General features: G+C 73.7%; 16 protein-coding genes and 1 pseudogene. 8 read left to right on the forward strand and 9 right to left on the reverse strand.

The genetic code is table 11. The annotated features are described in order from the left end of the window. The first annotated feature begins 41 nt into the window (after positions 1-41). Together CK206_RS13025 and CK206_RS13030 are read left to right on the forward strand one after the other, a co-directional pair. Positions 42-1385, forward strand: a complete 1344-nt coding sequence (locus tag CK206_RS13025) for an APC family permease (RefSeq protein ID WP_096906635.1) — start codon at positions 42-44, stop codon at positions 1383-1385. Further along, a complete protein-coding gene (locus CK206_RS13030) occupies positions 1382-2488 on the forward strand; it encodes a nitronate monooxygenase family protein (protein ID WP_096906636.1) in 1107 nt (368 codons plus the stop codon). Before CK206_RS13025 ends, CK206_RS13030 begins: the two co-directional genes overlap by 4 nt. Before the next feature lie 22 nt (positions 2489-2510). Here the strand turns inward: CK206_RS13030 and CK206_RS13035 are convergent, their stop codons facing one another. The 3 genes from CK206_RS13035 to CK206_RS19890 all read right to left on the reverse strand — a co-directional run bounded on the left by CK206_RS13035 (position 2511) and on the right by CK206_RS19890 (position 3804). Further along, entirely contained in the window at positions 2511-2972 is a 462-nt protein-coding gene (locus CK206_RS13035) for an SRPBCC family protein (RefSeq protein ID WP_096906637.1), read from the reverse strand. A 139-nt stretch (positions 2973-3111) separates the two neighbouring features. Then, positions 3112-3270 (reverse strand): hypothetical protein, encoded by a 159-nt coding sequence (locus tag CK206_RS20035; RefSeq protein ID WP_167457788.1) that lies wholly within the window; start codon positions 3268-3270, stop codon positions 3112-3114. 366 nt (positions 3271-3636) lie between these two features. Beyond that, positions 3637-3804 carry a hypothetical protein gene (locus CK206_RS19890; protein ID WP_159981146.1) on the reverse strand — a complete coding sequence of 56 codons (168 nt, stop codon included), beginning with the start codon at positions 3802-3804 and terminating at the stop codon, positions 3637-3639. A gap of 316 nt (positions 3805-4120) precedes the next feature. Here CK206_RS19890 and argJ point away from each other — a divergent pair, with 316 nt between their 5' ends. Together argJ and CK206_RS13045 are read left to right on the forward strand one after the other, a co-directional pair. After that, on the forward strand, positions 4121-5341 hold the full coding sequence (argJ, locus tag CK206_RS13040) for a bifunctional glutamate N-acetyltransferase/amino-acid acetyltransferase ArgJ (RefSeq protein WP_096907447.1): 1221 nt from the start codon (positions 4121-4123) through the stop codon (positions 5339-5341). Next, complete coding sequence (locus CK206_RS13045; RefSeq protein ID WP_096906638.1) at positions 5338-5811, forward strand: nuclear transport factor 2 family protein; 474 nt, start codon at positions 5338-5340, stop codon at positions 5809-5811. Before argJ ends, CK206_RS13045 begins: the two co-directional genes overlap by 4 nt. On the opposite strand, the gene CK206_RS13050 is transcribed toward CK206_RS13045, so the two are convergent. The 3 genes from CK206_RS13050 to CK206_RS13060 all read right to left on the reverse strand — a co-directional run bounded on the left by CK206_RS13050 (position 5808) and on the right by CK206_RS13060 (position 9390). Continuing rightward, positions 5808-6821 (reverse strand): alpha/beta hydrolase, encoded by a 1014-nt coding sequence (locus tag CK206_RS13050; RefSeq protein WP_254050577.1) that lies wholly within the window; start codon positions 6819-6821, stop codon positions 5808-5810. The two genes, CK206_RS13045 and CK206_RS13050, sit on opposite strands and share 4 nt — an antisense overlap. Positions 6822-6889: 68 nt before the next feature. Further along, the gene (locus CK206_RS13055) at positions 6890-8767 is read right to left on the reverse strand and encodes a long-chain-acyl-CoA synthetase (RefSeq protein ID WP_096906640.1); all 1878 of its coding nucleotides are present in this window, start codon (positions 8765-8767) and stop codon (positions 6890-6892) included. Then, positions 8764-9390, reverse strand: coding sequence for a TetR/AcrR family transcriptional regulator (locus tag CK206_RS13060; protein WP_082923886.1), 627 nt, complete (start codon positions 9388-9390; stop codon positions 8764-8766). The genes CK206_RS13055 and CK206_RS13060 overlap by 4 nt, the downstream gene beginning before the upstream one ends. A gap of 219 nt (positions 9391-9609) precedes the next feature. On the opposite strand from CK206_RS13060, the gene CK206_RS13065 reads away from it, so the two are divergent. Both CK206_RS13065 and CK206_RS20450 read left to right on the forward strand, forming a co-directional pair. Beyond that, positions 9610-9777 carry a DUF2613 domain-containing protein gene (locus CK206_RS13065; RefSeq protein ID WP_082923887.1) on the forward strand — a complete coding sequence of 56 codons (168 nt, stop codon included), beginning with the start codon at positions 9610-9612 and terminating at the stop codon, positions 9775-9777. A gap of 35 nt (positions 9778-9812) precedes the next feature. Continuing rightward, positions 9813-12086 (forward strand): annotated as a pseudogene (locus CK206_RS20450) (DUF3367 domain-containing protein); the annotation flags it as partial. Between the two features lie 2168 nt (positions 12087-14254). Here the strand turns inward: CK206_RS20450 and CK206_RS13075 are convergent. Beyond that, positions 14255-15517, reverse strand: a complete 1263-nt coding sequence (locus tag CK206_RS13075) for an acyltransferase (RefSeq protein ID WP_096906641.1) — start codon at positions 15515-15517, stop codon at positions 14255-14257. Between the two features lie 103 nt (positions 15518-15620). Between CK206_RS13075 and CK206_RS13080 the strand changes: the two genes are divergently transcribed. Then, positions 15621-16952, forward strand: a complete 1332-nt coding sequence (locus tag CK206_RS13080; protein WP_096906642.1) for a DUF3068 domain-containing protein — start codon at positions 15621-15623, stop codon at positions 16950-16952. A gap of 244 nt (positions 16953-17196) precedes the next feature. Here CK206_RS13080 and CK206_RS13085 read toward each other — a convergent pair whose 3' ends face one another. Beyond that, positions 17197-18417, reverse strand: coding sequence for a polysaccharide biosynthesis protein (locus CK206_RS13085; protein WP_096906643.1), 1221 nt, complete (start codon positions 18415-18417; stop codon positions 17197-17199). A gap of 105 nt (positions 18418-18522) precedes the next feature. Here CK206_RS13085 and CK206_RS13090 point away from each other — a divergent pair, with 105 nt between their 5' ends. Next, positions 18523-20508: a hypothetical protein gene (locus CK206_RS13090; RefSeq protein WP_143337735.1), complete on the forward strand. Its 1986-nt coding sequence runs from the start codon at positions 18523-18525 to the stop codon at positions 20506-20508. Here the strand turns inward: CK206_RS13090 and CK206_RS13095 are convergent. Next, positions 20489-21709 (reverse strand): glycosyltransferase family 4 protein, encoded by a 1221-nt coding sequence (locus CK206_RS13095; RefSeq protein ID WP_096906644.1) that lies wholly within the window; start codon positions 21707-21709, stop codon positions 20489-20491. The genes CK206_RS13090 and CK206_RS13095 overlap by 20 nt on opposite strands. Between the last annotated feature and the right edge of the window lie 19 nt (positions 21710-21728).

Genomic DNA, 21728 nt, shown 5'->3' on the forward strand with positions numbered 1-21728 from the left:
ACGTTCATCTGCCGTCCACCCGGGTTTGTCATGGTGACACGGTGACGTCGACTCTGGAGCGCAGACTGGGCCTGTCCGATGCCTTCGTCCTGGGGCTCGGCGCGATGGTGGGGGCCGGGGTGTTCGTGGCGTTCGCGCCCGCCGCGGCCCGCGCCGGCTCGCTGGTGTGGGTCTCGCTCGCGGTGGCCGCGGTGGTGGCCGTGTGCAACGCGTTGTCGTCGGCCCGGCTGGCGGCGCACTTCCCCTCGGCGGGAGGGACGTACGTCTACGGGCGCGAACTCCTCGGGCCGCTGCCGGGGTTCCTCGCCGGCTGGGGTTTCGTGGTGGGCAAGACCGCGTCCTGCGCGGCGATGGCCCTCACGGCGGGCCTGTACCTGTGGCCCGGGCACGCCGGCCTCGTCGCGGCCGCGGCGGTGCTCGCGCTGACGATCCTGTCGGTGCTCGGCGTGCAGCGCACGGCCGCCGCGTCGAAGGCGCTGGTCGGAATCGTGCTGGCGGTTCTGGCGGTGTTCGTCGCGATGGCGTGGGTGACGGGACCCGCGAGTGCCGGACCGGTGGCGTCACCGCCCGCCGTCGACGGTGAGGCGTGGCCCGCCCGGGTTCTCGGGGTCCTCGGGGGCGCGGGGTTCTGCTTCTTCGCCTTCGCCGGGTACGCCCGCATCGCGACCCTCGGGGAGGAGGTGCGTGAGCCCGCCCGCACGATCCCCCGCGCGGTCGTCGTGGCGATCATCGTGGTGATCGGGGTCTACGCGGCGGTGTTGGCCGCCACGGTGCACGTGCTCGGGGTGGGGGGAGTGGCCGCGAGCGCGGCGCCGGTGCTCGACGCGGCCGCGCAGATCGGCGGTGCGGGAGGCGGTGGCGCAGGAGACGGTGGCGCAGGAGACGGTCGCGAGTCAGGCGGTGGCGGGGTGCTCCCGTCGGTGGTCCGGGTCGCCGCCGGGATCGCGGCCCTCGGGGCGCTGCTCGGCGGGGTGCTCGGCGTATCCCGAACGGCGCTGGCGATGGCGCGCGACCGGCACCTGCCCGCGCCGCTCGCGGCCGTGCACCCCACCACGCGGACGCCGTACGTCGCCGAGCTCTGCGTGGGCGTGCTGGTGGCCGCGATCGTGCTGGTCGCGGACGTCCGTCAGGCGATCGGGTTCTCTTCCTTCGCGGTGCTGATCTACTACCTCGTGGCGAACACCGCCGCACTGCGCCTCGATCGGCGGCGCCGGGGACTGCCGGCCTGGGTGCCGGTGCTGGGTGCGATCGGGTGCGTGGTGGTGGCCGGGAGTCTGCCCTGGCAGTCGGTGATCGGGGGCGTCGTCGTCTTCGTCGTCGGCGGCGCGGTCTATGCGGTGACCCGACGCCGGGCTGTACCGCCCGGCGTAGCGTCAGGGGCATGACCCACGACGACACCCGCCACGTCCAGCCCCGCCTTCTGCCGTCCCACCTGCGGCGTCCCGTGATCGGCGCGCCGATGGCGGGCGGGCCCACGACACCGGAACTCATCGCCGCGGTCGGCGAGGCGGGCGGGCTCGCGATGATCGGTTCGGGGTACCTCGACGCCGCCGGCCTCCGCGCGGAGATCGCGCGTGTGCGTGAACTGACGGACGCGCCGTTCGGGGTGAACGTCTTCCTCGTGGACCGGGACGACTCCGCCGCCGCCCTGTCGCCGGCGGGTGGACCGGACGCCGTGGCGGAGTATGCGGCGGCGATCGGGCCGGTCGCGCAGCGGCTGGGGGTCACGCTCCCGGAGGAGCCGGAGTTCACCGACTTCGACCAGGACGCCAGCCTCGCGGCGCTGGTGGCAGACCCGGTCCCGGTGGTCTCCTTCACCTTCGGGATCCCGGATCCCGGCATGGTCCGGGCTCTGCAGGAGGCGGGGTCGGCCGTGGTCGTCACGGTGGCCGGGGTCGCCGACGCACGCCGGGCGGTCGAGGCGGGGGCGGACTGGCTGTCGGTGCAGAGTGCCGAGGCCGGAGGCCACCGTTCCACCACGACGGTGGGGGAGGAGCCCGACGGCATCACCACAGTGGCGCTGGTGCGGGCGGTGCGTGAGGCGCTGCCGGAGACGCAGTTCGTCGCCGCCGGCGGGATCAGCACGCCGGAGGACGTGGTCGCCGTGCTCGACGCCGGGGCGGACGGTGTGCAGCTGGGCACCGTCCTGCTGCGCACCCCGGAGGCCGGTACGAGCGACCTGCACAGGAGCGCGCTGGCCGACCCCGGGTTCACAGAGTCCCGGCCGACCCGCTGCTACACCGGCCGCTACGCCCGGGCGCTCGTTAACGGTTTCGTGGAAGAGTTCGATGCGGCCGCGCCCCCGGCGTACCCGCATCTGCACCTGCTCACCGGGCCCATGCGCAAGGCCGCCGCGCAGGCCGGGGACTCCGAGGTGCCGCCGCTGTGGGCGGGGTCGCGCTGGCGGGCGGCCGACGCCTACGCCGATCGGCCGGCGGCGGAGGTCGTCGCGGACCTGTGGGACCGAGCGGTGGCGCTACGGGGCTGATCGGCGCCCGGCCGGGTGCGGGTCACCCGGCCCGCCGCTCGGCCTCGGCGGCGATGTCCGCCAGGTCCTGCTCCATCGTCCTGCGGGTCGACTTCTCGGCGAACCGGCCCATCACGGACATCACGACCCGGGAGACCGCGGGGGCGTGCGCGGTGTGTGCACCGAACCGCATCCGAAGGGTCGAACCGCCGTCGGCGTCCGGGGTGATCGTGAAGACGGTCTTGTACTCGGTGCCGCCGCTCTCGGCGACGATGGTGGTGGAGTGTGGCGGCTCGACGGCCAGCACCATCATCTCCTCGGTCGCCTTCATGCCGAACATCTTGCGCGTCTCACGCCAGCGCAGACCGGGCTGGTACGGGCCGGAGGTGAGGATCTCGACCGCCAGCACGCCACTGAGCGTGCGGTGCGCCTCGGGGATGTCGGTGAGCACGGCCCACACGGTGTCGGGGTCGGCGGCGACGTGGCGGGTCAGGTCGAGTTCCATGGCTCCACGGTACCGGCGTGTCCGGGCGAGGAGAACGGGCGGAAATGCCGGAACCGGCCCCCGCCGGAGCGGGGACCGGTCACGGTGCGCTCGGGCCGACCGTAGCCGAACCCGGGTGGGCGCCGTCAGGCGCGTCGGCTCAGGAACCGAGCGCGTCGGTGACGGTCTCGACGATGCCGTCGAAGAAGCCGAGGACGCTGGCGGCGAGGTCGCCCGCACCGTCAACGACCTGCGAGCCGGTGCTGACGTTGGAGGAGCCGCTGGCCAGGCCGGAGAAGAAGGTGTCGATGGAACCCATGGGATGGTCCTTTCGTCGAGGATGCGACGCCTGGTGCGTCGATCGGTGTGCGGAGTCCTCGATGAGCACGAGGCCTGTCGGGAACTCGCCTCCGGACGCTACGTACGGCTGCATCAGGAGTCACTCGGTTCAGTGTCGCGCGCGGGCGATTCACGGGGAATGCTCTTTACTTTCGCTGGTTGGCAGGCGCTCGCGGTTTAATGTGATCTGCGCCACATTCATTGTCGAAAGGCGTGCCGGGCTTTCCCGGAAAAGTCCGGAAGGCGGGAGAAGAATGGGCTGATAAATGCACAACGCCGGCATCCTCGAAAGAGAATGCCGGCGTTGAAAGCTACATGGACCTCGCGGGTCCAGCGTCACTCAGTCTCAGAGGTCGCCGACAACGTCGCCGAGCGAGCCGGTGATGGTGCCGTAGAGGCCCTCGGCAGCGGTGGAGCCGGCGCCGACGAAGCCCTCGGCAGCGGTGGAGCCGGTCTCGATGAAGGCGTTGAACGTGCCGATGAACAGGTTGAAGATGCTCTCGATGGAACCCATTTGGGAACCCCTTTCGTTTGTGGGCGGCGCGAGGGTGCGCCGCTCTCGTGGTGCAGTCCTGCTTTCGGACTCGCGATGTACATCCCGAATCCGCTGGAGGACGTTACGCAGCGATCGCGGAATTACTAATTGAGAGGTGGTTTTCGCCCGGTGTTCCGGCTGCACACTTTCTTATCTATGCAGAGCACGGGACCGCACATCTTTCTCTTGTTAGAGGTGTCACATTCTTGAAATGCTTCGGGGTGGAACCGGCGTCCCGGACCGACCCGGACGGTCACATACCGCGGGCAGACCCCGGCGGGGGAGAATGGTCGGCATGACTCCGCCGAACGCCACCGTCGCCGCCCAGACGATCCCGCTCCCGCCGGGCTTCCGCGCCCACGCGGGTGCCGCGGGTCTGCGTGAGCGCGGGGATGACATCTTCGTCGTCGTCAACGACGGTCCCTCCCCGGCGTCGTCGGCAGTGTTCACCCGGTCCCTCTTCGCCGGACCGTCGGTCGTGCTCAGCCGCGCCAATGCTGCGAGCGGTCGGGCGCGCGGTGTGGTGGTCGTGGCCAAGAACGCCAATGTCGCCACCGGCGAACAGGGCATGGCCGACGCGCGCGAGGTGCTCGCGCACGCGGCCGCCGCCGTGGGGGCGGCTCCGGAGGAGATGCTCATCGCCTCCACCGGCGTCATCGGCCGGCGGTACCCGATGGACCTCCTGCGCACGCACCTCGACGGCCTGGCCGGTGCCGGGTTCGATGCCGACGCGGTCGCGCTGGCCACCGCGATGATGACCACGGACACCCATCCCAAGACGGCGCGGGTGGAGGTGACGACGACGACGGGCGGCACCGCCGAGATCGTGGGCATCGCCAAGGGCGTCGGAATGGTCGAGCCGGACATGGCCACGATGATCGCGGTGCTGTTCACCGATGCCGCGGTGGAGCCGGGGGTGCTGGACTCGGCGTTCAGGGCCGCGGTGGACGAGACCTTCAACTGCCTGTCCGTCGACACGGATACCTCGACCTCGGACACTGCGATCGCGCTGGCCAGCGGCGCGGGCGACCCTGTCGGCGAGGTCGAACTGCGTGAGGCGTTCGAGGCGATCTGCCTCGACCTGACCCGCCAGCTCGCGCGCGACGGGGAGGGCGCCACCAAACTCCTCACGGTCGAGGTCACGGGCGCGCGGGACCGGGCCCAGGCCAAGCGGGTGGCCAAGGCGATCCTCAATTCCCCGCTGGTCAAGACCGCCGTCCACGGCGCCGACCCCAACTGGGGACGGGTCGCCATGGCGATCGGCAAGTGCCACGACGACACGGACATCGACCCCGAGCGGGTACGCATCGTGTTCGGCGACCTCGAGACCTACCCGGCGTTCCCGGGCGAGGCCGAACTCCAGCGGCTCACGGAGATCATGCGGGCCGAGGAGGTCACCATCGCCGTCGACCTGGGTGTGGAGAGCGGCGCCGGCGTGGCCGACGGGGCCTGCACCGTCTACGGCTGCGATCTGAGCCGCGAGTACATCTCGATCAACGCTGATTACACGACATGAGCCGGCTGCACGACGGGAGCGCGGTGGAGGACCTCGAGGCGATCCGGGCGGTCTTCGCCCGGCGCCTGTACGTCATGGACACCAAACAGTGGGACGCCTACGGACCGTGCCACACCGAGGATGTGGTCAGCGAGTCGTGGGCGGCGAGCGGCGGCGCGGCCGAGGTGCGCGGGCGCGAGGCGCTCACCGCCGCGATCCGCGACACCCTCGACGGTCCGAACCCGGTGACGAGCGTCCATCACGGGCACACGCCGCTGCTGGAGCTGACGGGCCCGGACCCGACCACCGGTGAGCCCACGGCCACCGGCATCTGGGCGATGGAGGATCGGTTGTGGTGGTCGGTCGACGGCCGTGAACGGCGGCTCCACGGCTGGGGGCACTACCACGAGCGGTACCGCAGGGTGGACGGGCAGTGGCTGATCGCCTACCGGCGGCTCGAACGGATCCGCGTGGACACCGGCTGGAGCTAGCCCGCCGGGTTGGGGCTGCGGCGGGCCATGGCCAGCAGCGTGTCGCGGGTGTCGTGCCACACGGTGCCGCTGATGTCGCCCCACGGGTCGTGCCCGCCGGGGACCAGCGAGACCCGGGCCGGGTCGCCGGCGCGGCGGGCCGCCCGGACATACGACTCGGACTGCTCGGGCAGGACCACCTTGTCGTCGCGGCCGTGGACGCACACCACCGGCACGCCGGCGGGAAGATGGGTGGTCGGTGAGGCGTCGACGTAGCGCTGGCGGCGATCGTCCGGGCGGCCACCGAGGAGCCTGTGGACGTACCGGTCGCCGGTGCGCTCGGCCATGAGCAGGTCCGACACCCCGGCCAGGGAGAGGCAGCCGGTGACCGGCACGACCGGCCGGGACCCGGGCAGCGAGGACGGTAGCCGCGCCCGCCCCGCGACCCACAGCGCGAGATGACCGCCGGAGGAGTGCCCGGCCACCACCACCCGGCGTAGATCCAACCGGCCGTCGAGCTGCGCGGAGACCTCGGCGAGGTGGTCGACGGCATCGCAGACGTCCGCCACGGTGGTGGGCCAGCCGCCGCCGGAGTCCACCCGCCGGTACTCGACGTTCCACACCGCCACGTCGAAGGACGCCAGGTCGCGTGCATGGTTCTCCATGTACGCCAGGCCGAGCGAGTCCTTCCACCCCCCGCCGTGGACCAGCACCACCACCGGCAACGCCGGGTTCGCGGAGTCGGGTAGGTAAAGGTCGCCGAATGTCTGGCCGTCGGTGTCGCCCGGATCGGCGTAGTAGTGGCGGCGGGGCTCGGTCACCGGGACGGCTCCCTCGGGCGGCACGTACGGGCGCGGCCCCACCGAGTCCGCATTCTGGCCGGAACCGGACCCCTCGTCGTCGTCACCCGCTCCGATCATCGACGTCAGGGCCCACCCCGCCGCCCCGCCCAGGCCGGCCGAGAGGCCGATCAACAGCGAGCGGCGGGACGGGTCGGGCCGGGCGCGGCGCGACGTTCGGCGGCTGGGCATGCGACTACTGGGCATGCGGCGGCTGGACCTCCTGGTAGGGGGGCGCCGGCCGGGTCGGGCGGGGGGACTCAGACGGTGCCGGCGACGACGTCGTTCTCCGCGCCATCGTAGAACGGGACGTACCCCTTCTCCTTGCTCAGCACGTAGAGGGGGTCGTCGAACCGCGAGGTGTCGAAGGCCTGCTCCCGCAACTCGGTCTTGCGGCTCTTGTAGGTGGAGGTGTGCTCGAGTTCCTTCGACAACCGGATGAACAGCGGCACCGCGTACGAGGGCAGCGAGTCCCGCAGGTGCTGCGCCAGGGCGGCACCGTCGAAGTCGGACCTGTCGTGGAGACGGATCGCCGCCATGCCGGCCTTGCCGTCCGCGCCCGGCACCGCGACGCCGTAGACCACGGCCTGGTCCACCTCGGGCCGGGCGCTGATCGCCGCCTCGACCTCGGTGGTCGCCACGTTCTCGCCCTTCCAGCGGAAGGTGTCGCCCAGGCGGTCGACGAACGACGCGTGCTTGAACCCCTGGTCGAGCATGAGGTCACCGGAGACGAACCAGGCGTCACCGTCGGAGAAGGCGTCGCGGACGATCTTCTTCTCCGTCGCCTCCTTGTCGGTGTACCCGTCGAAGGGTTGCGTGTCCGAGATGCCGCTGATGAGCAGGCCGGTCTCGCCCGTACCCACCCTGGTCAGTCGGCCGTCGTCGCCGCGGCGCGGTTCGCCCGTCTCGGGGTCGTAGTCCACGATCGCGAAGTCCATCGGGCAGTACCCGGTGGTGCGGGGAACGTTGAAGGCGTTGACGAACGCGATGTTGCACTCGCTGGCCGCGTAGAACTCGCAGATCCGACCGATCCCGAACCGCTCCTGGAACTCGTGCCAGATCTCGGGGCGCAGGCCGTTGCCGGTCATGACGCGGATGGAGTGGTCGCGGTCGCCCGGGCCGGGATCCTGGTTGAGCAGGTACCGGCAGATCTCGCCGATGTAGATGGCCGCGGTCGCGCCGGCCGCGCGGGCCTGGTCCCAGAACTTCGACGCCGAGAAGTGCTCCTCGATCGCCATGCAGGCACCCGCGGCGAGCACGCAGCCGAGGCCCACCGTGAGGGCGTTGTTGTGGTACATCGGCAGCGGACAGAGCAGGACATCGTCCTTGCGCAGGCGCACGCCCGACAGGCCGAACCCGGCCATCGCCTTGTTCCAGCGGTAATGGGACATCGTCGAGGCCTTGGGCAGGCCCGTCGTGCCCGAGGTGAAGACGTAGTAGGCGGTCTCGTCCCCCACGGTGTCGTCGGCTTCCGGCGGGTTGGTGTCACCCCCGTCGTCGCCCAGTGCGTCGAGCTCGTCCTCCAGCCAGGTCAGGTCGGACAGCTCCTCCGGGCGGTGGTTCGCGCGGAACTCGCGGAAGGGCAGGTCGATCGGGGAGCTGACGGCGACGAGTTCGCCGACCCAGTTCTCCCGGGGGACGGACTGGACGGCCTCGGCGCACTCGGCGCCGACGAGCACGACCTTGGACTCGATGATCTTCTGCGAATGGTCGAGGACGTCGCCGCGCTGGTGGTGGTTGAGCAGGCCCACCGACGCGCCGACCTTGACCGCACCCAGGATCGCGAGCATGACCTCGGTGCGGTTGACCATGCAGATGCCGACGGTGTCGCCCCGCTGGACCCCGCGCGCCCTGAGCACCTCGGCGAAGCGGTTGGCCCGCCGGTTGGCCTCCCCGTAGGTGATCTCGGTGCCGAGGAACTTCAGGAAGGGGGCGTCGGGCCGGTCGGCCGCGAGCTTCTGGAAGCGGCGGCCGATGGACACCTTGTGGCTGCTGCGCGAGGTGCGGACGATGCGGAGACCGTTGAGGACGGACGGCAGGTCGGCGACCAGGGAGGGCAGGCCCTTGGCGAGGTCGGCCGGGCTGAGGGTCCGGGCGGCCTCGGACCGGCGGGCGGTGGCGGTGGACGTGTCGGTCACGGCTTCTCCTCTGTGGCGGTGGTGAGTGACTTCGCTGGGTCGCCCGCGAGGCCACGCCAGGCGAGCTCGACGACGACCCCGGCGGCCACCGACGTGGGGATCGAGCGGTGCGCAACGCGGTCGGCGACCGCCTCGCCCGCCCCGACGAGGGCGGTCGCGACGACCTCGAGCACCTCGCGGCTGCGCTCGTCGACGGAGTTCTGCGCGAGGAGGTCGGTGGTCAGATCCACCAGGACCGACCGGGTCTTCTCGACCTCCTCACGGAATTGGGGTTCGGCGAATGCCTGACGGTAGACGACGTTCCACGAGTCCGTGTGCTGGTCGACGAACTCCAGGAACGCCTGGACGACGCCCTCGAGTCTCCGCCGTGGCCCGGCGCTGCCGGTCGCGGCGTCGGTGAGGTGGTCGATGAGCCGCCCGGACTCCCGGACCACGCACGCGGCGAACAGTTCCTCCTTGGAGCCGTAGTACAGGTACAGCATCGGCTTGGAGATGCTGGCGTGGCGGGCGATGGTGTCCATCGAGGCCGAGCGGTAGCCGAGATCGGAGAACACGCTGATCGCGGAATCGAGCATCTGTTGCTCGCGGATCGCGCGTGGGATGCGTTTGGTCCCCGTCGTCACAGGTCTCCTCCCGGCGGGCGCTCTGCGGTGCGGTGTGGTGCGGTCTGGTGTGGCGCGGTGTCATGTGCCACACCCAACTTACCCGCCGGTAAGGACTTATGGGAGCCGCTCCGCCGATCCGGCGGGCCGCGGGTGCTACTCTTCCGGCGTCGGTGTGCTCCACAGCACCCGCCGTGAGACATCGTCAGACATTGTCACGTGAACCGCAGGGAGAACCCGATGAGCTTCGGTACCGGAGCGCTCGCCAGCGCAGTCGGCGGAATCGTCCTCGGCGGCATCGTCGCCTTCGGGGTCAACACCGCCATGGCCGAGAACTCCATCCCCGAGGTCGCGCAGCCGCCGGCCGACCAGGCCCTGCTCGGCCAGGTCGAGTACGGCGCGCGCTGATCCCGCGCAGCCGTCAATCCCTCACGCCGGCGTAGGTGATCCGCGGGGCCCGATTCGGCGCCGGCGCGCGTGACGCGGTCGTCGCGTTCCTCGCTTTTCTCCTGCTGGCGTGCCTGCAGTCCCCGGGTCTGGTCGTCCCGGACACCAAGTACGACCTCGTCGTGGACCCCGGGCGCTTCCTCGCCCAGGCCACCCACCTGTGGACCGGGCTGTCCTTCTCCGGCCAGGTGCAGAACCAGGCGTACGGATACCTGTTCCCGCAGGGCCCGTTCTTCGCGGTCTTCGACCTGGTCGGGATGCCGGCCTGGCTGACCCAACGCCTGTGGTGGGCCGTCGTGCTGACCGTCGCCTTCGTCGGCGTGGTCCGCGTCGCCGCCGCGCTGCGCATCGGCACCCGCGTCACGCGCCCGGTCGCGGGCGTCCTCTACGCGCTCGCGCCGCGCATGCTCGGCGACCTGGGCTCGATCTCGTCGGAGATCTGGCCGGTCGCCCTCGCGCCCTGGGTGCTGCTGCCGGTCATCCGGGTACTGCAGGGGCGGATGTCGCCGCGCCGGGGCGGGGCAGGTGCCGCGCTGGCGTTGGCACTGATGGGGGCGGTCAACGCGGTCGCCACGGCGGCCGCCTGCCTGCCCGCGGTGCTGTGGTGGGCCCTGCATCGTCCGGACCGCACCTGGGCGCGGCTCGCCGCGTGGTGGCTGCCGCTGTCCGCGGCGGTGTGCGTGTGGTGGGCGGTGCCGTTGGTGCTGCTCGGCCGGGTCTCGCCCCCGTTCCTCGACTACATCGAGTCGGCTCAGGTCACCACCCGGTGGTCCTCGGTGACCGAGGTGCTGCGTGGCGCCTCGACGTGGGTCCCGTTCGTGTCGACCGACCGGACCGCCGGCGCGGACCTCACGAGCGAACCGGTGTTCGTCCTGGCCACCGGGGTGCTCGCCGCGGCCGGCGTCGTGGGGTTGCTGTGGCGCGGGATGCCCGCACGGGGCCGGCTGCTGGTGATCGGCGCCGCCGGCCTGGTGGCGATGGCGGCGCCGTGGGTCGGGCCCGCCGGTGGCGGCGTCGCCGAGACCCTGCGCGCCGTCCTCGACGGCCCGGGCGCCGCGCTGCGCAACGTCCACAAGTTCGAGCCGCTACTGCGGTTGCCGCTGGTACTGGGCGTCGCCCACCTGGTGTCCTGTCTGCTCGCGGGACTCGCGCGGGGCGGCGACGGGGCCGCCCCGGGCGAGACCCCCCGCGTCCGCGTCATGGACGCGCTGGCGCACCCGGAGCGCCACCGGTCGGTGGCCGTGGCGATGGTGATCGTGCTGGCCGCGGGTGTGTCGGTGGCCCCGGCGTGGCTGGGCAGGCTCGCGCCGGTCGGCGCGCATGAGTCGCTGCCCGACCACTGGCCGGAGGCGGCGCGGTGGCTGTCGGAGAACGCGCCGGTGGACCGGCCGGGTGCGGACGGCGAGGACGGGGAGGACGGGGAGGACGGGGAGTCCGACCCGGCCGGCACCACGCGTGCGCTCGTGGTCCCCGGCGCGTCGTTCGCCCGCCAGGTGTGGGGGGTCACCCGGGACGAACCCCTGCAGCCGCTGGCCCGGACGCCGTGGGCGGTCCGCGACTCCGTGCCGCTGCAGCCGGCCCCCGCGATCCGCGCCCTCGACGCCGTGCAGCAACGACTGGCCGACGGCCGCGCCGCGCCCGGGATGGCCGCCACACTGGCGTCGCTGGGCGTCGGGTTCCTCGTGGTGCGCAACGACCTGTCCGAGGACGCCGCCGCGCCGCGCCCGGCGCTGGTGCACCAGGCGATCGACGGCTCGCCCGGGTTGGTAAAGGTCGCCGAGTTCGGCGACCCCGTCGGGGGATCCCGGGTCGGTGACGACGGGGTTGGTGACGACGGGGCCAGGAACGACGACGAGGTGGTCGTGGTGCCCGATTCCGGGCTGCGGCCGGCCTATCCGGCGATCGAGATCTACCGGGTCGACTCACGACTGGGATCGGATGCGGCGCCGCCCGGACCGCCCCGCTCGGCGACCGCGCCGTACACGGTGGAACTCCGCGACCTCCAGGTCGTCGCCGGAGGGCCCGAATCACTGTCCCGGTTGGACGACCTGCTGGCGTCTCAGGACACCGTCGGCTCGCCGTCCCGGGTCACGCGCCTGCTCGAGGCCGACGCGCTCGCCGCCGGCGTCGACCCGGCGTCCGATCCGTTCCCGCGGCCGCGGCCGCTGAACTCCACCGGCCCGGTTTTGACGGACTCCCCGGCGGATCGCGAGACCGACTTCGGCCGGGTCGACCACAACTCCTCGGCCGTCCGGGCCGAGGGCGACCCCCGCCGCAGCCGCGGCACGGTCCCCGACTACCCGGCGACCGTCGCCGAGGACGACCCGGCTCTCACGCGGGCCCGATGGTGGGACGCCCGGGTCACGGTGTCGTCCTCGGCGGCCGACTCGGCCCAGACCGGACCGGTGCGGCCGGCGCACTCCGTCGCCGCCGCCGTCGACGGTGATCCCGACACCGCCTGGCGATCCGGCGGGTACGGGTCCGCGTTCGGTGAATGGATCGAGATCGACCTGCCCGAGCCCCTCGACCGCGGCGTCCTGACGCTGACCGTCCCGGACCCCGCCGCCGGACCGCCCGTCAGCAGACTGGAGGTGCGCACCGACACCGGAACCACGACGGTGTTCCCCGCGGTGGGCGAACAGACCTCCGTGCCACTGCCGCCCGGCCCCACCGGGCGGGTCAGGGTGACGGCCACGGGCTTCGCCGACGGCGGCCGCGGCACCTACCTCGAGGTCTCCGAGATCGGACTGACCGCCGGTGGCCAGGACATCCCACTGCTACGGACCATCGCCCTGCCCGGCCGGCCCGAGGACTCCCGCGCGCCGTCCGGCTGGCTGCTGCGCCAGGAACTGTCCGGCCGCTCGGACTGCGTCCACGCCGGCAGCCCGGTCGAGGGACTCGCCGGGGCCGAGGAGTCCACCGGCGCCGCCAGGTGCGCCCCCGGCCTGGCGATCGACCCCGAGGAACCGGGCCGCTTCGCCCGCCTGCTCGACGTCCCCGCCGCCACGACAGTGATCCCGCGACTGCTCGTGCGCCCACGTCCCGGCCCCGCCCTCGACGACGTCCTGCGCGGGGACCCGGCCCCCCGCGCACAGCAGGTCCGCGCGACGGGCGAGTCGCTCGTGGACGACCCCGCGGGCAGGCCGTCGGCGGCCGTCGACGGCGACCGTTCCACCAGCTGGCACGCGCCGGACGTTCCCGCGCCGTCGCTCGCCCTGAGCCTGCCCGGTCGCCAGCTCGTCGGCTCGCTCCGCCTCTGGGCACCCCGCTCCGCGGCCCCCGCCGCGCCCGAGGTCATCACCGTCGACACCGGGGTCCAACGCACCCGCGTCGACCTGGCCACGCTCACCCCGGAGGAGGACGGCTCCGTCGTCGTCGACGTCCCCGCCGACCACACCGATCGGATCACCGTCCGCGTCGACGACACCCGGGACGTGCGCGGTCCCACCGGCGCGCGGCTGCCCACCGGCATCGCCGAGGTGTGGGTACAGGACCCCACCGGCGCCCGCATCGGCGCGCTGCCCGCCGCCGACGACGAGCCCGTCACCCTGACCTGCCGGGACGGGCCGAAGCTGCACCTCGGCGACCGGGTCGTCGGCACGCGGATCACCGCCAGCCGACGGGCGCTGCTCGAGGGCCGCGCGGTCACGGCCGAGCTCTGCGACGACTCCGCCGTCCGGCTGGACGCGGGACCGCAGGAGGTCTCGGTGGACCCGGGTCAGGCGTTCTCCGTCGACACGGTGGGCCTCGTCGTCGTCGACCCGGGAACCGGGAGCCGCACGGGAGGCACCGGGGGCGACCCCGCGCCGATCCTCGGCGGTGCCCCGCACCCCGCCCGGGCCGTCGCCACCGCGCTGTGGGACGACTCGCGGCGCGAACTGCGCGTGCCGTCCGCGCCGCGCGAACGCGTCCTGGTGATCCCCGAATCTGTCACGCCCGCGTGGCAGGCCCGGCTCGTCGCCGACGACGGCACCGACCTGGCCGACCCGCGTCCGGTCACCGTCGACGGGTGGAAGCAGGGCTGGGTGCTGCCCGCCACCACCACCGGCGCCACCCTCGTGCTCACCGTGCCGCTCGACGCGCCGTACCGCGCGGCGCTGCTCACCGGGCCGCTCGCGCTGCTGCTGGTCCTGCTGCTGTTCCTCGTCCGCGGCAGCCGTGACCGGGCGGGCGCCCGCGCCACGCCGTGGCGCGGGCGCGGACCGTTGACGGTCGCCGCGACCGCCGCGCTCGGGTTCGCGGTGGCCGGGCCGGTCGGGCTGGGGGTGACCGCCGGGCTGACCGTGGGTGCGCTGGTGGCGAGTCGGTACCTCGGAGCCGGGCGGGCCCGGCACCTGCTCGTCGTGGGGGCCGGGGCGGGGATCGTCGCCGGCGCCGCGGTGCTGTCCCGCGCCCCGTGGCCGGACCCGCTGGGCTACGCCGGTGACGGCTGGGGGCCTCAGGTCGCGACGGTGGCGGGGCTCGTCTGCGCCGGGCTCGCCGCGAGCTGGCCGTCCGCGGGCCGTCCGCGCGGCGCGCGCCGGGGTGCCAGCCAGCGTCCGGCCGGCACCTCGACCAGCGCGTAGCTGGCCGCCGCGACCACCGTCGAGACCACCGCGGTCACCAGCCAGATCCGCAGCATCTGTCCGGAGAACATGGGCACCGCCGCGATCTGGAACGCGAAGTGCAGGACCAGGACGTGCCACAGGAACACGCCGTACGACCACCGGCCCAGGGTGGTGAGGACGGTCGAGCCGAGAACGGCGAAGCGCAGCCCGCCGCCGTCCGCGGTGCCCGGGCCGGCCGGGGCGAGCGCGGCCGGGGCCAGGAGGCAGAACGCCACCACGGCGCCGAGCGCCGTGCGGAGCGCGAACTCGGGGCCCGACGGATGCACGAAGCCCTCGGTGAACCACTGCGGCACCGTGCTCACCAGGAACGCCGCGGCCGCGACCGCCCACCACCCCCACCGTGCGTGGCGGTGGCGGGCCAGCGCCGCCGCCCGTCCGGGCGGGGCGCAGGCGAGTTCGGCCAGGATCATCCCCGCCGCGAACCACGACGCGAACGCCGGCGGCAGGATCTGGTCGTTGAGCCGGTCGTGCAGACCCAGCTCGTACCACGGCAGGAGCGCCCACCCCAGGCTCGCCACCCCCACGACCGCGATCGCCGGAATGCGCCACCGCGCCGCCCGCCCGCGCAGGCCCGCGAGCGCCCACCACAGCAACGGCAGCACCAGATAGAAGCTCATCTCCACGGACAGCGACCACGCGTGCGTGAGCCCCTCGACGAGGGAGTCCGGGACGTACACCTGGGTGAGCGTCAGGTTGGACGTCCATGTGCTGGCGGAGCTCCCTGCGTTCCGGGGGATCAGCAGGAACACCGCGGACACCAGGACGAGATACGCGGGCATAATCCGGACGAGTCGGGAGCGCAGATAGTCGCGGGCGGACCGGGCGGTCCCCGTGCCTCCCCGGCGTGCGTGCAGGGCGTGCGCGCGCCACAGCAGGAAGCCCGAGAGCGCGAAGAACACGGCCACGGACAGGTCGAAGCGGCCCCAGACGCGGTTGAGGAACGACCCCGTCGAGGCCCCGGTCTGGAACGCGACATGGGTGGTGAGTACAGCGAACGCGGCGACCGCCCGGAGCCCCTCGAGCGCCGGCACGAAGCCCGTCGCGGAGGGCAGTGTCCCGACTCGGTGGTCGGGGGTGCCAAATGCGTTCTTCATCACTGTTAATCTTCTCCTGATGATGGTCCGGTCTGGCAGCCGGCCCGGGGACGTTACCCGGGCGTGACCACGGACCGAGGGCGCGACTCCAGGAGGACAACCGATGGCACGACAGAGCAGTTCCGCGGGACGGAGGTCGTCGGTGCCCGCGCTGGTCCTCGTCGGGCTCGGCGCATTTTTGATCACTATCGCACTGGCGCTCGTGTTCTTCGTGGTGCCGGCGCAGAAGAAGACCCCGCTGGACATCAATTCGACGACCGTCACCGAGGTCGCGCCGGGGGCGGTCCTCGTGGGCAGGGCACTGGCGGGCAACGCACCCACCGAGCTCAACGCGGACCGGCCCGAGTGCCGTCCCGAGGACGGGGCCGAGGCCGCGGCCGGGGACGAGGGAGAGGGCGACGCGCCCGAGGGTGAGGCGGTCGAGACCCAGGACGGCGCCGAGGCCGACGACTCCGAGGTGCAGTTCCCCGTCTCGTGCTTCATCGACAGCGACATCCCCCTGTACTCGCAGCGTCGGGTGATGGCCGTCGAGCCGTCGGACGCCGACGTCATCACCCTGCAGGCCGCCCAGTCGTTGCTGCGCGAGGACATCGCGGGCGGCGACGAGGTCGAGTCCCTGATCAACGCCACCGTCGACCGCATCACGCTGGACCGCGTCACGGCGCAGCCGGTCGACGAGGCCACCAGCACCCTGCAGGTCGTCGCCGGCGGCGCCGACGACACCGCCCCCACGGGCTTCGTCCGCGAGGGTCTGCAGTACAAGTTCCCGTTCGACACCGAGCAGCGGGCCTACGACTACTTCGACGCCAGCACGTTCACCACCAACCCGATCGAGTTCGTCGGCGAGACGTCCGTCGGTGGGATCGAGGCCTACGAGTTCACCCAGGACCTCGGCCCGATCGACATGTGGTCCTCGATCCGCGACCACTTCGCCTCGATCTCCGACGGCTACGACCCCGCCGTGGAGTCGGTCCTGGCCAGCTACCGCCGCGAGGGCATGACCGCCGGCCAGTGGGGCCTCGAGGGCGACCCCGACCGCCCGGTCGACATGCGACGCTTCTACACCAACACCCGCACGGTGTACGTGAACCCGGCGACCGGCCAGATCATCAACGGCAAGGAGGACATCTTCCAGTTCTTCGCCGAGGACCAGGCCGAGGCCGACGCCTTCTTCTCCGACAAGGCCCGCCTGGAGGAGGAGAAAGCCGAGCCGACCCGCACGGCCGTCCGCTTCCAGTCCGGATGGAACGACGAGACCCAGGAGAGCACTCTGGCCGCGGCGCAGGACAGCGCGGACACGCTCAACACGTTCGGTCGTATCGTCCCGGCGGTGCTGGGCATCCTCGGCCTGCTCTCGCTGATCGGTGGCATAGTGCTGGGCCTGCGCGGGAGCCGCGGCGGCACCGGCGGACGGACCACCCGGAACCGCGCCTGATCTGTCAGACCCCGCGACCGCCGCGCGACCGTCGGGGACACCAAGCCGCCCCGCTCCCGCGATCTGTCCCTCGGATCGGGCGCTGCGAACCCGAGGCCGGCCTCGACGATCCCGCTCCGCCGGCCGCTCCGCCGGCCGCTTCGCCCATCGGATCACGCGCCACCTAGCGGATCCCGTAGGTGAGTCGCCAACGGATAGGCGACGTGGCTCGGCTCGAGGGCGCGGCCCGCTCGGCGCCCTCGCCTCAGGCGGGGCGCACGCGCAGCGCCCGCCAGCCTGCGGCGACCGTGGTGAGGGCGACCGCGACGAGTGTCGCGCCCAGGACGCTCTCGACGCCGCGGGGCGCGAGCCACACCGCGACGGCGGTGAGCACCAGCCCGCACCAGGCGATCGCGGCCTCCACCGTCCGGTCGGAGGCGATGCTCGCCAGCAGGAACGCCTGCAGCACGCTCAGTGTCACGCCCAGGGCGGCGAACGCCCACAGCAGTCCGGCCACGGGCCGGTAGTCCTCGCCGACCACCACCGGCACGAGCGGGGCGGCCGCGGCGGCACCGATCACCACGACGGCACCGATGCCCAGCAGGACGCCCACCGCGGAACGGACCGCGCCCCGGTGCCCGGCCGGATCGGCCATCCGCGGGTAGAGGACGGTGCCCACGGCCTGGGGCAGCCAGAACGCGGCCTTGGCGGCGACCGCCCCGAGCGCGTAGCGGCCGGCGTCCCCCGGGGACAGCAGGGCACGTGCGAGGAGCAGGTCGACGGAGGTCAGGGCCATCATCACGAGCTGCACCTGACCGGCCGCGAGCACCGCCGCGACGCCGGGTGAGGTCGAGGAGGTCGCGGTCGGCGGTCGCCACGCCCCGGGCCCGAGTGTCGAGATCCACCCCGCCGCCAGCCAGGCCACCGTCACGCCGACGGCCCCGGCCGCGAGCGCGAGCCCCACGCCCCCGCCCGCGGCGAGGACCGCGACGGCCGGCACCACCTTGCCGGCGCCGGCCAGGGCGAGCACTCCTCCGAGGGCGCGGAACCGTTCGGCGCCCTGCAGTACGCCCTGCTCGGTGGTGAGCAGACAGAGCACCGGGCCGGGGGCCAGCGCGGCGGCGGTGGCCAGGACGGGGGTGTCCAGCAGCAGCGACACCGGGACGACCGCCGGTGCGGCGACCCCCGCGACCAGGAGCGCGACCCGTCTGCCGAGCGAGCGCAGGACCCCGTCCGGTACTCCGCGCACGTGGTCGCGGGCGACGACCGCTTGCAGCGCCAGCGACGGAACGGCGACCAGCAGCTGCGCGGAGAGCAGGGCGGCGAAGGCGCCGTAGCCCTCGGGCCCCAACCACCGGGAGGCCGGTAGGTGCAGCAGGTAGGCGGCGATGTTGGCCAGCATCGACCCGGCCGTCACCGCCCCCGCGCCGGTCAGGAAGCGCCTGGTGGCGGTGCCGGGTGCCGCCTCGCGCGCCTGATGGTCCACACCGGGAATCGTAGGGGGCAGCCGCGGTGGCCCGGTGGCTGGCCGCCGGCGGCGCGGCCGCGCGGTGGCGGCCGGCCCCGCGCGCGGGCGTGGTGGAATGAGCGCATGTCGTCCGCTGTCGGTTCCCGTCGCGTGACCTCGCGATCCACCGGGAGGGACGCTGCGGTGGACGCGGCCGTGGGGGCGGTGGTGACCGCCCTGCTGCTGGCGGGGGTGGCGCGGCCCGGGTTCCCCCTGCTCAGGGACTGGGTGGCCACGCCGACACCGCCCCTGTCGGACGCCGCGCTCGGGCTGGGGGAGTCGGCGGCGCGGGCGGTGCCCCAGGACGTGGCGGTGGTGTGGGCGACCCGCGCGCTGCAGGCGGTGGGGTTGCCGGTGTGGCTGCTGACCGGCGTTCTCACCGCCGTGTTCTGCATCTGGTTGGCGGTGGCGGCGGGGGCGCTGGTGCGCCGGGTCCTGCCCGGCGACGCGGCCGCGGGGCTGTCCGGGCTCTGGCTGCGCCTGCCCGCCGTGGTGGGGGCGGTGTGGAACCCGTTCGTGGTGGAGCGGCTGCTGCAGGGGCACTGGTCCGTGCTGGCCGGGACGGCGGCGGTGATGTCGATGCCGGTGTTGTTGGCCTCCTCCGGCGCCCTCGGTGGCGCCCTCGGTGGCGCCCTCGGTGGCGCGCCCGGTCGGCGCCGGGTGGCGGCGGCGTGCGCGGCGCTGGCCGCGGCGGGGCTCACGCCGACGGGCTGGGTCCTCGCGGTTGTCGCCGCGGCGGTGTCCCTGTTCAGCGGCGGTGCGGGTGGCGGTGACAGTGCCGGTGATAGTGCGGGTCCCGCCGCGCGGCCGGGCCGGCGCGTCTGTGCAGCGCTGGCGTTGGTCGCCACGGCCGTGGTCACCGCGCTGCCGTGGCTGCTCGCGACCGCACTCGCCCCGGCCGGGACCGGCACCGCGCCGACCGCCGGCACGGGCGTGAGCGCGTTCGCCGCCCGCGCCGAGCCCGGCATCGGCACCTTCGGGTCCGTGGTCGCCCTGGGCGGAATCTGGAACTCGGAGGCGGTGCCGCCGTCGCGGTCAACGTGGTGGGCGGCCGTGGCGCTCGTGCTGCTGCTCGTCGTGTGGGCGGTGGCGGCGCGCGGGGTGTGGCGGGCGCGCCGCGATCCGGTGGTGCGGGCGACGGTACCGCTGGCGGTCGGGACGTGGCTGCTGGTGGCGGCCGCCGCGACGGGGCCGGGCCTGGCCGCGCTGGAGACCGTCGTCGCCGCGGTCCCCGGCGCGGGTCTGCTGCGCGACACCCAGAAGTTCGTCGCACTGGCGCTCCCGGCGACCGTGCTGGCGCTCGCCTTCGCCGCCCGCGAGCTGGCCGGGCGACTCCGACCGGCCGGGGCGGGCCTGCTGCTCACGGCGGTGGCCGTCGCCGCCGTCCCCGACGCCCCGCGCGCCCTGTGGGACCAGCTGCGGCCGGTCACCTACGGCCAGGACTGGGAGCAGGTGGCGCGGATCGTCGACGGGAGGCCCGGTGACCTGCTGGTCCTGCCGGCGGGGTCCTTCCGCTCGACGCCGTTGTGGGCGGGCGGCGCGGCGGTGCTCGATCCGGCGCCCCGACTGCTCGACACCCGCGTGCTGGTGCCCGGAGACCTGGTTGTCGGCGGGGCGGCCGGCGACGACGCGGCCGCGGTGCCGGGCGAGGGTGATCGCGCGAGGCGGGCCACCGAGGCGCTGCTGCGGGGGGACGACCCGAGCGTCCTGGCCGGACTGGGGGTGCGGTGGGTGCTCGACGAGCGCACGTCCGCCGGCCCGCGCGGGCGGGCGGCGCGGACGCTGGCCGGGACACCGCCGGAGTCGACGACGACGAGGTTCACCGGCTCCGAACTCGTCCTGCACGAGCTGGCCGCGCCGAACGGGCCGGGTGGGGCGGATGCCCGATGGGAGGCCACCGTCGAGCCCGCCGCTCCGGCGTCGGCCCGCAGGTGGGTGCTGGCGGCGCACGCGCTGTGGCTGCTCACGCTGGTCCTCACCCTGGCCGTCGCCGGGGTCTCTGCCTCGACCACCACGGCGCGCCGGGACGCGTACGCCGCGGGAGGTCCGGTCAGCCGGCCCGGCCGCTGATCACACCGCTCACGCGCCGGCCCTCGGTGACCGCCCGGAGGACCTGCGCCATCGCCGCTCCGGTGGCGGGCCAGGACAGTCCCGCGGCCTTGCGGCGGGCGGCCTCACCCATGCGCGCTCGCAAGTCGCGGTCCGCCAGGAGGCGATCGGTGGCCAGGGTCATGGCCGCGACATCGTCCACGAGGAGGCCCGTCTCGCCGTCGTCGATCGAGTCCCGTAGTCCCGCGGCGTGGTGGTAGCCGACGGTGGGCACCCCGTGCTGCGCGGCCTCGGACACCGCCAGGCCCCAGCCCTCCTTGCGGGAGGGCATGAGGTGCAGTGTGGCCCCGGCGAGGATGCGGTGCTTGGTGGACTCGTCGACGTGCCCGTGGAACCGGACCGCGCCGGTGTCCGGGCCGTCCGGGTCGAGGAGCCCGCGCTCGGCGGCGTACTCACGCAGTCGGTCGGACCACCAGCCGCTGCCGATGACGTCCAGCACCAGGCCGGGCCTGCTCGCGCGCAGGGTGGCGACCACGTCGAGGGCGTCCTCGACGTGCTTGTGCGGCACCAGCCGGGACAACACGACCAGCCGCGGGGCGGCGGTGTCGGTGTCAGGGCCGGGGCCCTCGTGCGCGGCCGGCCCGCCCGGCTCGACGTCCGCCGGGAGCGGGTCGAGTCCGTTGCGCACCACGGCGATGCGCGCGGGGTCCACGCCGAGCCCGGCGAGTTCGTCGGCCGAGGGGAGCGACACGGTCACGTACTGACTGCGCGAATGCACGCGCGGGGACAGCCACGACTCGATCCACCAGCCGATCCGCGCGACCAGCCACCCGGCCACCGGCCACTGCTCACGGTGGATGTGGTGGACGAGCACCACGACGGGCGCGGTGGTGGCGAGGCGGGAGAAGAAGGGGACACCGTTCTGGGTGTCGACGACGACGTCGGGCCGCCGCAGGACACCGAGGGGCCCGAGCCCGATCCTGCCGAACAGGATCGCCAGCAGCGCGCGCGGATAGACGGTGAACCGCCCACCGGCCCGGCTGAACCGCACCCCGGCCCCGGTGGTGGCGGAGCGGGCCGCGCCCGGCGAGCGCGAGGTCCGGTAGACGACGGTGTGCCCGGCGCCGGCGAGGCCCTCGGCGACGTGCTCGAGGTAGCGTTCGCAGCCACCGCCCTGGGGATGGGTGCTGTCACGCCAGCACAGCAGCAGGATACGAGCCACGCGGACACTGTACGCGGGC

This window comes from Dietzia sp. WMMA184 (assembly GCF_002441635.1).
Lineage (GTDB): Bacteria > Actinomycetota > Actinomycetes > Mycobacteriales > Mycobacteriaceae > Dietzia > Dietzia kunjamensis.